The 11,950-nt window shown below is 61.7% G+C and carries 11 protein-coding genes; 6 read left to right on the top strand and 5 right to left on the bottom strand.

The genetic code is table 11. From position 1 onward, the window contains the following. Positions 1-70 precede the first annotated feature (70 nt). The 5 genes from ACW9IN_RS29405 to ACW9IN_RS29385 form a co-directional block, all read right to left on the bottom strand. Positions 71-1,357 carry an ABC transporter substrate-binding protein gene (locus ACW9IN_RS29405; protein WP_457369141.1) on the bottom strand — a complete coding sequence of 429 codons (1,287 nt, stop codon included), beginning with the start codon at positions 1,355-1,357 and terminating at the stop codon, positions 71-73. Between the two features lie 104 nt (positions 1,358-1,461). Beyond that, positions 1,462-2,721 (bottom strand): D-mannose isomerase, encoded by a 1,260-nt coding sequence (locus ACW9IN_RS29400; RefSeq protein ID WP_457369140.1) that lies wholly within the window; start codon positions 2,719-2,721, stop codon positions 1,462-1,464. 236 nt (positions 2,722-2,957) lie between these two features. Beyond that, positions 2,958-3,791: an ATPase gene (locus tag ACW9IN_RS29395; protein ID WP_457369139.1), complete on the bottom strand. Its 834-nt coding sequence runs from the start codon at positions 3,789-3,791 to the stop codon at positions 2,958-2,960. 110 nt (positions 3,792-3,901) lie between these two features. After that, positions 3,902-4,900, bottom strand: a complete 999-nt coding sequence (locus ACW9IN_RS29390) for an NAD-dependent epimerase/dehydratase family protein (RefSeq protein WP_457369138.1) — start codon at positions 4,898-4,900, stop codon at positions 3,902-3,904. A 52-nt stretch (positions 4,901-4,952) separates the two neighbouring features. Further along, positions 4,953-5,846: a LysR family transcriptional regulator ArgP gene (locus ACW9IN_RS29385; RefSeq protein ID WP_457369137.1), complete on the bottom strand. Its 894-nt coding sequence runs from the start codon at positions 5,844-5,846 to the stop codon at positions 4,953-4,955. A 100-nt stretch (positions 5,847-5,946) separates the two neighbouring features. On the opposite strand from ACW9IN_RS29385, the gene ACW9IN_RS29380 reads away from it, so the two are divergent. The 6 genes from ACW9IN_RS29380 to ACW9IN_RS29355 all read left to right on the top strand — a co-directional run bounded on the left by ACW9IN_RS29380 (position 5,947) and on the right by ACW9IN_RS29355 (position 11,814). Beyond that, positions 5,947-6,348: an ACT domain-containing protein gene (locus ACW9IN_RS29380; protein ID WP_457369136.1), complete on the top strand. Its 402-nt coding sequence runs from the start codon at positions 5,947-5,949 to the stop codon at positions 6,346-6,348. 5 nt (positions 6,349-6,353) lie between these two features. Further along, the gene (locus ACW9IN_RS29375; RefSeq protein WP_457369135.1) at positions 6,354-6,953 is read left to right on the top strand and encodes a LysE/ArgO family amino acid transporter; all 600 of its coding nucleotides are present in this window, start codon (positions 6,354-6,356) and stop codon (positions 6,951-6,953) included. A gap of 178 nt (positions 6,954-7,131) precedes the next feature. Next, complete coding sequence (locus ACW9IN_RS29370; protein WP_017125974.1) at positions 7,132-7,728, top strand: superoxide dismutase; 597 nt, start codon at positions 7,132-7,134, stop codon at positions 7,726-7,728. A gap of 190 nt (positions 7,729-7,918) precedes the next feature. After that, positions 7,919-8,065, top strand: coding sequence for a hypothetical protein (locus ACW9IN_RS29365; RefSeq protein WP_457369134.1), 147 nt, complete (start codon positions 7,919-7,921; stop codon positions 8,063-8,065). Positions 8,066-8,291: 226 nt separating this feature from the next. Next, entirely contained in the window at positions 8,292-10,343 is a 2,052-nt protein-coding gene (locus tag ACW9IN_RS29360; protein ID WP_457369133.1) for a putative bifunctional diguanylate cyclase/phosphodiesterase, read from the top strand. A gap of 127 nt (positions 10,344-10,470) precedes the next feature. After that, complete coding sequence (locus ACW9IN_RS29355) at positions 10,471-11,814, top strand: imelysin family protein (RefSeq protein ID WP_457369132.1); 1,344 nt, start codon at positions 10,471-10,473, stop codon at positions 11,812-11,814. The last annotated feature ends 136 nt before the right edge of the window (positions 11,815-11,950 follow it).

The following is an 11,950-nucleotide window of genomic DNA, read 5'->3' as shown; positions in this document are numbered from 1 at the left end:
GGTGTAACCGCTACACCGAGGTGATGCCATCGCAAGCAAGCCAGCTCCCACAAAAAAGCCGCTGCCGGTATTACTTGGCAGACTTGATCGCAGCGCCGAGTTTCTTGGCGGTGTCGGCCGGGTCGGCTTTCGGGTCGTTGATGTAGTTGGTCACGACATCGAAGAACGCACCTTGCACCGCCAGGGTCGTGGCCATGTTGTGGGCCATGCTTGGCTGCAGGCCGCCGGTCTTGGCGTCAGCCAGGAAGTCCTTGGCAGCGGTCTGGGCGCAGGAGTCGAAGCCGTACGAGTCCATCTTGTTCAGCATGTCGTTGCGCACAGGGATCGAGCCCTTGTTGATGCTGAACACTTTCTGGAAGTTTTCACCCAGCACGACTTTGGCGATGTCCTGCTGACCCGCAGCGGTGCCTTTGTCTTTCTGCTTGAACACCGCCAGGGAGTCGATGTTGTAGGTGAAGGCTTTGTCGGTGCCCGGGAAGGCTACGCACTCGTAGTCCTTGCCGGCGACTTTCTTGGCGGCGGTCCATTCGGACTTGGCCCAGTCGCCCATGATCTGCATGCCGGCCTTGCCGTTGATGACTTTGCCGGCTTCCAGGTTCCAGTCCTGGCCTTTGCCGTCGACGTCCATGTAGGTCGCGACTTTCTTCAGTTCGGTCAGGGCCTTGACCATTTCCGGACCGGTCAGTGCGCCGTTGTCCAGGTCGACCAGGGCTTTTTTGTAACCATCGGCACCCATCACCGACAGAACCACGGCTTCGAACACGGTGCTGTCCTGCCAAGGCTGGCCACCGTGGGCGAGCGGAATGAAGCCCGCGGCCTTGAGCTTGTCACCGGCTGCGTAGAATTCTTCGAGGGTGGTCGGGTTCTTGGTGATACCGGCTTTCTTGAAGACTTCCGGGTTGATCCACAGCCAGTTCACACGGTGGATGTTGACCGGCACGGCGACGTAGTCACCTTCGTACTTCACGGTATCGGAGACTTTCTTGTCGAGCAGGGAGTCCCACTTTTCTTCTTTGGCGACGTCTTTGAGCACGTCGGTGTCGAGCAGGCCAGTGGAAGCCCATTCCTGGATGTCGGGGCCTTTGATCTGGGCAACGCCAGGCGGGTTGCCGGCGACCGCGCGGCTTTTCAGCACGGTCATGGCTGTGGCGCCACCGCCACCTGCGACGGCACCGTCTTTCCAGGTGAAACCGTCTTTTTCAACTTGGGCCTTCAGCACATCAACAGCCGCTTTCTCGCCACCGGAAGTCCACCAGTGCACGACTTCAACCGTCCCTTTCGAGTCGGCTGCAAACGCAGTGAGGGGAAACAACGAGGCAATGGAAATAGCAACGGCGAGGCGATTAATCGCGTTCATCTGAGTACCTTTTCTTGTTGTTATGCATGCAAGTCTGAGGCTTGCGCTGCACGGAGTTTAAACAGGGATTTTTGAGGCGCAGGTAACAAAGGGATGCACAAATGTCACCAGCTGGTGACATAGCACCCAGCCCCGATTGCACTGGCCATGCTGGGCGCCAACGGCAGCGCCGGCAGCAATACCGCTTGCCAGGCGTGGTACAGGTCCGGCTTGCCCCCCCAGATCTTGCTGCTGGGCTGGTTGTGCGGGCTGAGTTCGTGATGCCAGCTGCCGTGGATCCGGTCGATGAACCGGGTTTCGCAGAACTCCCAGAAACGCCGGTACCAGGTTTCGTAATGCAGCTCGCCGGTACGCTTGAGCAAGGCTTGGGCGGCGGCGGCGGCTTCAGCGTGAGTCCAATGCAGACGTTCGCGCACCACCGGGCGCTGGTTCCAGTCCAGGGTGTAGACGATGCCCGGGGCGCCGTCCACGGCCCAGGCATATTCACAGGCGCTGGCGAACAGCCCTTTGGCGGCGGTCACCAGCCAGTCTGGCGTGACCAGCCCGGCTTGCAGGCGCGCGGCCTCCAGGTGCAGCACCAGCCGCGCCCATTCGAAACCGTGGCCGGGAGTGACCCCATAAGGACGGAAACCATCGGCGGGGTTGTCTTCGTTGTAGCCAAGCAAAGGCTGCCAATGGGCGTCGAAATGCTCGATCACCATGAACTGGTTGCCGGCGGCATGGGTATGGATCACACGCTCGACAATGCGCAGTGCGCGGTCGAGCCAGCGGGTATCACCGGTCACATCGGCGAGGGCGAGGAAGGCTTCGGTCGCGTGCATGTTGCTGTTGGCGCCGCGATAGGCCTCGATGCCGCTCCAGTCCCGGGCGAAGGACTCGAGCATCACGCCCTCCTCTTCGCTCCAGAAAAACTGGTCGATGATGTGGATGGCGTCATTCAACAAGATCTGCGCACCAGGAGCACCGGCCACCACCGCGGAACTCGCGGCCAGGGCGACAAAGGCATGCAGGTAAGCGGCCTTGCCGGTGTTGCCGTCCAAGGCCTGGGGCGTGGCGAACCAGCCACCGTGTTCACTGTCGTGCAGCGGGCCGCTGAGGGCGGCCACGCCGTGTTCAACCAACTCCGCGTAGCCCGGCAGGCCCAAGGCGTGGGCCATGGCGAAGCTGTGGGTCATGCGGGCGGTGTTCATGGTTTCGGCGCGGGCATCGGCCGGTAACCGGCCTTTGTCGTCCAGGTTGCCGAAGCCGTCGGGCAGTCGGGAAGCCTTGGCGAATGACAACAGGCGCTGGCCTTCGGCAGCAAGCCAGGCGTGATGGGCAGGAGCGTTCAGCCAACTGCTGGCAGGCAGTGGTTGCGTGGTCATGGGTAGCCCTTATTGTTTTTTGTGGGATGCCCGGAGTCTAAACAAGGGCTGCACGAGGGCAAGTAACGAAGGGCAAGGGAAATGTCACCGAGTGGTGACATTGGACGATCGTACCCACGCTCTGCGTGGGAATGCTGCCTTGGGCGCTCTGCGCCCTGCTGACCACACCGGGCTCAAGGTGACGCGGAGCGTCAGGGGATGCATTCCCACGCAGAGCGTGGGAACGATCGCCGGCGTTACTGGCCGCGCGCTGGCGCGCTGAGTTGCTGTTGCAGGTTCTGCACCTGGCTCTGCAAGGTGGTGATGTTGCGGGTGGTCTGGATGCGGAACACGTCGAACTCCTTGTTGGTCGGCGCATCGCTGTTGGCCGGCTGGCTGTCCTGCGCGCTCTTGAGTACCACCAGGTCCTGTTCGAGACGGGCGATGGCCGCGCTCGGGTTGCCCTGCTTCTTCAAGGCAGCGACATCGGCGGAGAGGTCCTTGATTTCGGTGTCGCGCTTGCCGGCATCACCCTGCGCCGCCTTGAGGGTGGCAACCGCATCGGTCAATGCCTGCACCTGGCCTTGCAGCTTGCTGTTGGCGTTGGACAGGTCGGTGGTGCTGGCGGTCATTTGCGCCAGGCGCTTGTCCAGCTCGGTGGCCTGGCCCGCCACGCCGACCTGTTGCTTGCCCTGCTCCTGCAACTGGCTTTCCAGTTGCTTGATCTGCAATTTAAGCGCTTCGCTGCCATTGTTCACACTGGCCTCACTGGCCACCACCTTGCCGGAAATATCCTGCAGGCGTCCCGCCGCTTCTTCGCTGATGCGCGCAAAGCTTTCCTGGGTCGCGACCAATTGCTGGCCCATCAGGGAAATCTGCTGGAAGCTCCACCAGGCAAGACCAGCGAAGGCGATCAGCAGCGCGCCGATCAAGGCCCACAATGGGCCGGTACTGGCGCTCTTGACCTTGAGCACCGGCGTCGTGCGCGAGCGTACGGAGGTGGCGGCGGAAGGTTCGAAATCATCATCGTCCCCGTGATCGGCCCGCAGGCTGGGAACGTTGTCGAAGTCGTCGTTGGCATCGTTGCGCATGAATCAACCCTGAATCGGAGAGATGGCGACGGGAGTATAAACCGCAGTCCCGCCGCACTGATCGACCCGGAACCGCGAATTCGGTTCCCGATGTGTTGCCGGTTGTGAACCTACTTCAACCCCGGATCCTGGGCTTTCCACCAACTGCAGAACTCGTCGAGGGCCGTCCACAGGCTGACCTTGGGGTCGTAGTCCAGATAATGCCTCGCGCGACTGATGTCGAGGGTGAAATCTTTGTTCATGACCTGCATGCCCAGCCGCGACAGGGCCGGTTCCGGGCGCCCCGGCCACAGGGCGCAAAAGGCCTCGTTCAACGCCGCCACGCTGTAGGACAGGCCGTAGGAGCGATACCGGGTCACTTGGGGCATTTCCATCTGGCGCATCACATAATTCACCACATCCCACACCGGCACCGGCGTGCCATTGCTGATGTTGTAGGCCTTGCCCAGCGCCGAACCGGTGGCGAGCAAACTGCTCAGCAAGGCCTCGTTGAGGTTGTGCACACTGGTGAAGTCGACCTTGTTCAGACCGTCGCCGACAATGGCCAGGCGGTTCTTGCGCTGCATTCTCAGCAGGCGCGGGAAGATGCTCATGTCACCGGCGCCGGTGACGAAGCGCGGGCGCAGGGCCAGCACCTCGAGGCCGAACTCCTGGGCACCGAACACCTTTTGTTCGGCCAGGTACTTGGTGGCGGCATAGGGATGCTTGAAACGCTTGGGGACTTGCTCCTCGGTCAGCCCCAGGTGGTCGCGCCCGTCAAAATAGATCGACGGCGACGACAGGTGCACCAGCCGCCCGACACGTTGCTTGAGACAGGCCTCGACGACATTTTCGGTGACCAGCACGTTGCCTTGATGGAAGTCCTGGTATTTGCCCCACAACCCCACCGCGCCGGCACAATGCACCACCGCTTCGACATCGCGGCACAGCTCGCGCACCAGGTCGGCGTCGTTCAGATCACCCTGGATAAACTCGGCGCCGCGCCGTACCAGGTGCTCCACACCTTCGGCGCGTCGCCCGTTGACCCGCACGTCCAGGCCCTGCTCCAGGGCGAAACGCGCAAAGCGTCCACCAATGAAGCCGCTTGCGCCGGTGACCAGAATTTTCATGTATTACCCCGTGTACTTTCATTTTTCATCGCTGCTGCCTTGACGCCTGCCGTCACTCGAACGGCACCAACCATTGGCCACACGCCTCGGCCAAATGGTCGGTCAACAGACCGAGCAATTGTCCGCCGCTGCGCCAATGATGCCAGTACAACGGCACATCGATCGGCTTATCGGGCAACAGCTCCACCAATACGCCCCGCTTCAGTTGATCGCGCACTTGCAGTTCAGGCACCAGCCCCCAGCCGAGCCCCGCTTCGGTGAGGCGGATGAAACCTTCGGACGAAGGACATAAATGGTGCTCGAAACCACCGTCCACGCCGAGGGAAGCCAGGTAGCGATGTTGCAGGAAATCATCCGGGCCGAACACCAGTGCCGGTGTGCGTACCAACTGATCGGCTTGAACGCCACCGGGGAAATGCCGCGCTATAAATGCCGGACTGGCCAGCGCCCGGTAGCGCATGGCCCCCAACAGAAGGCTGCGGGCGCCCGCCACCGGGCGTTCGCTGGCGCAAATACAGGCCGCCACTTCACCAGCGCGCATACGTTTGAGGCCGACGGTCTGGTCTTCCACCACCAGGTCCAGCAGCAGGTGCTGTTCGGCGCAAAAGTCACTGACGGCAGCGGCCCACCAGGTGGCGAGGCTGTCGGCATTCAAAGCGATGCGCAGGCGCTCGGGCATGCCTTCTTCATCCAGCGCCGGCACCTGGCCTTGCAGGTCGCGCTCCAGCAACCGCACCTGCTGCACATGGTTGAGCAGGCGTCGGCCAATGTCGGTGGGTGTCGGCGGCGTGGCCCGCACCAGCACCGGCTGACCGATACGGGCTTCCAGCAGTTTGATGCGCTGGGAGATCGCCGATTGCGACAGCCCCAGCACCTGCGCCCCGCGTTCGAAGCCGGCCTGTTCCACCACCGCCGCGAGGGCGGACAACAATTTATAGTCGAACATCAGTTTCTCTAATGAGCGATCAGCAATATTGGTTTTTCTTATACAGCTTAGCCCGGGAAAATGACCAGCATGGCTTCTCTCTTTATCAAGGAATCTTCACATGGCCGGCGAAACCACCCTGACCACCCTGCTGCGCAGCATGAGCCCTCACCTGAATGACGGCGATTATGTGTTCTGCACCCTGCCCGACCACCGCATCCCTGCCGGTTGCGAGGTGGTTGGCAGCTTCCGCGAGCAGGAGGGTCTGACGCTGATCGTCGAACGCCGGCAAGCCGAACGGGCCGGACTGGCCTTCGACTACGTGGCGGCGTGGATCACTCTGAACGTGCATTCGGCGCTGGAGGCCGTCGGCCTGACCGCCGCATTCGCCACCGCGCTGGGCAAGGCCGGTATCAGTTGCAATGTGATCGCCGGCTATTACCACGATCACCTGTTCGTGGGCCGTGACGATGCGCAGCGCGCCATGGACGTCCTGCGGCAACTGGCAGCGGACGCGGAGTAAAGCTCATGTGGCAAAGCTACTTGAACGGACTGCTGGTGGCCCTCGGCCTGATCATGGCCATCGGCACCCAGAATGCGTTTGTGTTGGCGCAAAGCCTGCGCCGTGAACATCACCTGCCCGTGGCGGCGCTGTGCGTGGTCTGTGATGCGCTGTTGGTGGCCGCCGGGGTATTCGGCCTGGCGACGGTGCTGGCGCAAAGCCCGGTGTTGCTGGCGGTGGCGCGCTGGGGCGGCGCGGCGTTTCTGTTGTGGTATGGCACCTGTGCCCTGCGCCGCGCCTGTTCGAAACAAAGCCTGGATCAGGGCGACACGCTCAAGGTGCGCTCCCTGCGCGCCGTGTTGCTGAGCGCTCTGGCCGTGACCCTGCTCAACCCGCACGTGTACCTGGACACCGTGCTGCTGATCGGCTCGCTCGGCGCTCAGCAAACCGAGCCCGGCGCCTATGTGGCCGGCGCCGCCAGCGCTTCGCTGCTGTGGTTCTCCACCCTGGCGCTCGGCGCGGCATGGCTCGCTCCCTGGTTGGCACGCCCGGCAACCTGGCGTCTGCTGGACCTGTTGGTGGCGGCGATGATGTTCAGCGTGGCCTATCAGTTGATCAGCGCCTGAGGCATATTCCAAAACGCTCTGGAACCTCTATCCCACACAGTTGTTGCGTGGTTTTGCCGCACCCCCGGTGCTATGATCCAGCCCCTGCGCCGCAAAGAGTACAAACTCCCCGGCGCTTGTTTGGCCGCCCGTGATCGGCCTTGCGCTCACCGCAACTGACCTGATTAGGAGAATCAACATGGCTTTCGAATTGCCGCCGCTGCCCTACGCACACGATGCCCTGCAGCCGCACATTTCCAAGGAAACCCTGGAGTTCCACCACGACAAGCACCACAACACCTACGTCGTGAACCTGAACAACCTGGTGCCAGGCACCGAGTTCGAAGGCAAAACCCTGGAAGAGATCGTCAAATCCTCTTCGGGCGGCATCTTCAACAACGCCGCTCAGGTCTGGAACCACACCTTCTACTGGAACTGCCTGGCGCCAAACGCCGGCGGTCAACCAACCGGCGCGCTGGCTGAAGCCATCAACGCAGCCTTCGGTTCGTTCGACAAGTTCAAGGAAGAATTCACCAAGACATCCGTCGGCACCTTCGGTTCCGGTTGGGGCTGGCTGGTGAAAAAGGCTGACGGCTCCCTGGCCCTGGCCAGCACCATCGGCGCCGGCAACCCGCTGACCAGCGGCGACACCCCGCTGCTGACCTGCGACGTCTGGGAACACGCCTACTACATCGACTACCGCAACGTGCGTCCAAAGTATGTGGAAGCGTTCTGGAACCTGGTCAACTGGAAGTTCGTGGCTGAGCAGTTCGAAGGCAAGACCTTCACTGCCTAAGCACCGCTTGCAGTAAAAAGAGCCCGGCGATTGCCGGGCTTTTTTATGCGCGTCATTTCACACGGCGAGCGAAGAATCATGGAACTCTTCCTGGAAACATCTCCACTCAAGTCGCGGGAGGAATAAACCTCTAAATCAAATGTGGAGAATCACTATGGATCCTATTTCGTTGGCGTTAGGTGCTGTCCCCATGGCTACGAACATTCTTGAAAAAGGCTTGGATGTGCTAAAGGGTGGCATGGACCTGGCAAGCACACTGCTGGACAAGCTCCCTGACGCTGCACAAAAACCAGGAGATACCGGGGTGCAGTCACAAGCTCAGATTACTTACGACTGACTCCGGGCGCCTCACCCTGGAAGGCCGGCCCGCCCGGCCTTCTCAATAACCTGGCCTTAGCGCCTTGGCGCCCTCTGACACACACCGCCCCTTCTTGATGCCTCCCAAGCCCCTCGCGCCAAAAACTCAATTGGGCCTATCCCCCAATGTCCCTTTGACTGCCCTCACCAGATTGCCAATACTCATGGCATATTGAGGCTACCCGCAAGGAACAAGGAATGACCCTTTGAAGCTGGAACTCAAGAACAGCTTGTCGGTGAAGTTGCTACGGGTTGTGCTGCTGTCGGCATTGATCGTGGGTGTGGCGCTGAGCGTGGCGCAGATCGTTTTCGATGCCTACAAGACGCGCCAGGCCGTGGCCGGTGATGCGACGCGCATCCTCGACATGTTTCGCGACCCGTCGACCCAGGCCGTCTACAGCCTGGACCGCGAGATGGGCATGCAGGTCATCGAAGGTCTGTTTCAGGATGACGCCGTGCGGATGGCCTCCATCGGCCACCCCAACGAGACCATGCTGGCGGAAAAAAGCCGCGCCTTGCAGCAGGCGCCCAGCCGCTGGCTGACCGACTTGATTCTTGGCCAGGAACGCACCTTCACCACGCCCCTGGTCGGCAAAGGCCCCTACAGCGAATATTACGGCGACTTGAGTATCACCCTCGACACGGCCACCTACGGCCAGGGGTTCATCGTCAATTCGGTGATCATCTTCATTTCCGGTGTGTTGCGCGCCCTGGCCATGGGCCTGGTGCTGTATCTGGTCTATCACTGGCTGCTGACCAAACCTCTGTCGCGGATCATCGAACACCTGACCGCCATCAACCCGGACCGCCCCAGCGAACACAAGATCCCGCAGCTCAAGGGCCACGAACGCAATGAGCTGGGGCTGTGGATCAACACCGCCAACCAGTTGCTCGAATCCATCGAACGCAATACCCATCTGCGCCATGAGGCGGAAACCAGCCTGCTGCGCATGTCCCAGTACGACTTCCTGACCGGTCTGCCCAACCGCCAGAAATTGCAGGAGCAACTGGACAAGATCCTGATCGACGCCGGTCGTCGGCAGCGGCGGGTCGCCGTACTGTGCGTGGGGCTGGATGACTTCAAGAGCGTCAACGAACAGTTCACCTACCAGGCCGGCGACCAGTTGCTGCTGGCCCTGGCTGACCGGTTGCGCGCCCACAGCGGTCGCCTGGGCGCCCTCGCCCGCCTGGGTGGCGACCAGTTCGCGCTGGTGCAGGCTGATATCGATCAGCCCTACGAAGCCGCCGAATTGGCGCAAAGCATCCTGGATGACCTGGAAGCGGAATTCGCCCTCGACCACGAACAGATTCGCCTGCGGGCCACCATCGGCATCACCTTGTTTCCCGAAGACGGCGACAGCACCGAGAAGCTGCTGCAGAAAGCCGAACAGACCATGACCCTGGCCAAGAGCCGCTCGCGCAACCGCTACCAGTTCTATATCGCCAGCGTCGACAGCGAAATGCGCCGGCGTCGCGAGCTGGAAAAAGACTTGCGCGATGCCCTGGCGCGTAACCAGTTTCATCTGGTGTACCAACCGCAGATCAGCTACCGCGACCACCGCGTGGTCGGTGTGGAAGCACTGATCCGCTGGCAGCACCCGGAACACGGCCTGGTCCCGCCGGACCTGTTCATCCCCTTGGCCGAGCAGAACGGCACCATCATCCCGATTGGCGAATGGGTGCTGGACCAGGCCTGTCGCCAGTTGCGCGAATGGCACGACCTGGGCTTCACCGCGCTGCGCATGGCGGTGAACCTGTCCACCGTGCAGTTGCACCACACCGAGTTGCCGAGAGTGGTCAATAACCTGATGCAGATCTACCGCCTGCCGCCGCGCAGCCTGGAGCTGGAAGTCACCGAGACCGGCCTGATGGAAGACATCAGCACCGCCGCCCAGCACCTGCTGAGCCTGCGCCGTTCGGGGGCGTTGATTGCCATCGATGACTTCGGCACCGGTTACTCATCCCTGAGTTACTTGAAAAGCCTGCCGCTGGACAAGATCAAGATCGACAAAAGCTTCGTCCAGGACCTGCTGGACGATGACGACGACGCCACCATCGTGCGCGCCATTATCCAGCTGGGCAAAAGCCTGGGCATGCAGGTGATCGCCGAAGGCGTGGAAACCGCCGAGCAGGAGGCGTACATCATCTCCGAAGGCTGCCATGAAGGTCAGGGCTACCACTACAGCAAACCCTTGCAGGCGCGGGAGCTGGCAGCGTTCCTGAAGCAGTCGGAGCGTAATAACGCAGTGATTCTCTGACAACGCAAAACGATACTGAATATTTCGCGCGCATAACGCTTTACACAAAATGCAAATCTTTCGCATTATGTCGCAGTTTTTGCGCTCCCCCGCGCGCCCTTTCAACAACCGAAGCAGGATGTTCGCCATGATTCGTATGCCCCTGGCCACCGCCAGTCTGCTGGCCATTGCCATTTCTCTCGCCGGCTGCGGCGAAGGTAAAGACAAGGCCGCCGCGCCTCAGGCGCCGACCCCGGCTGCCAGCACTGCAGCTCCAGCGGCTGCCACCCCTGCCGGCCAGGTCGACGAAGCAGCCGCCAAGGCCGTGGTCGCGCATTACGCAGACATGGTGTTCGCGGTGTACAGCGACGCCGAGTCCACGGCGAAAACCCTGCAAACCGCCATCGACGCGTTCCTCGCCAAACCGAACGACGAAACCCTGAAAGCCGCGCGCACTGCCTGGATCGCCGCCCGCGTACCTTACCTGCAGAGCGAAGTGTTCCGCTTCGGCAACACCATCATCGACGACTGGGAAGGTCAGGTGAACGCCTGGCCGCTGGACGAAGGCCTGATCGACTACGTCGACAAGTCCTACGAGCACGCCCTGGGTAACCCGGGCGCCACCGCCAATATCATCGCCAACACCGAGATCCAGGTCGGCGAAGACAAGGTCGACGTGAAGGACATCACCCCGGAAAAACTTGCCAGTCTCAACGAGCTGGGCGGTTCCGAGGCCAACGTCGCCACCGGCTACCACGCCATCGAATTCCTGCTCTGGGGCCAGGACCTGAACGGCACCGGCCCGGGCGCCGGCAACCGCCCTGCCTCGGACTACCTGACTGGCGACGGCGCCACCGGCGGCCACAATGAGCGTCGCCGTGCCTACCTGAGTGCCGTGACCCAATTGCTGGTCAGCGACCTGGAAGAAATGGTCGGCAACTGGAAACCCAACGTCGAAGACAACTACCGCGCCACCCTGGAGGCAGAACCTGCCACCGACGGCCTGCGCAAAATGCTGTTCGGCATGGGTAGCCTGTCCCTGGGCGAGCTGGCTGGTGAACGCATGAAGGTTTCCCTGGAGGCCAACTCGCCGGAAGACGAGCAGGACTGCTTCAGCGACAACACCCACAACTCGCACTTCTACGACGCCAAGGGTATCCGCAACGTCTACCTGGGCGAGTACACCCGTGTCGACGGTACCAAGCTGACCGGCGCCAGCCTGTCGTCCCTGGTGGCCAAGGTCGACCCGGCTGCCGACACCGCATTGAAAGCGGACCTGGCCGCCACCGAAGCGAAGATCCAGGTCATGGTTGACCACGCCGACAAGGGCGAGCACTACGACCAATTGATCGCGGCCGGCAACGACGCGGGCAACCAGATCGTCCGCGATGCCATCGCGGCCCTGGTCAAGCAGACCGGTTCGATCGAAGCCGCCGCCGGCAAGCTGGGCATCAGCGACCTGAACCCGGACAACGCCGATCACGAGTTCTGATCAGTGCTGTGTTGAAAAAGGCGACCTTCGGGTCGCCTTTTTTGTGCGGCCTATCTGACTGCACACATCCCCTGTGGGAGCTGGCTTGCCTGCGATAGCGATCTGTCAGTCAAGGAGTTTGTTGCTGATCTACCGC

It is taken from the genome of Pseudomonas sp. SDO5271_S396 (assembly GCF_054071795.1).
Note: the sequence above shows the minus strand (reverse complement) of the source record. Positions and strands in the feature narration are given on the sequence as shown.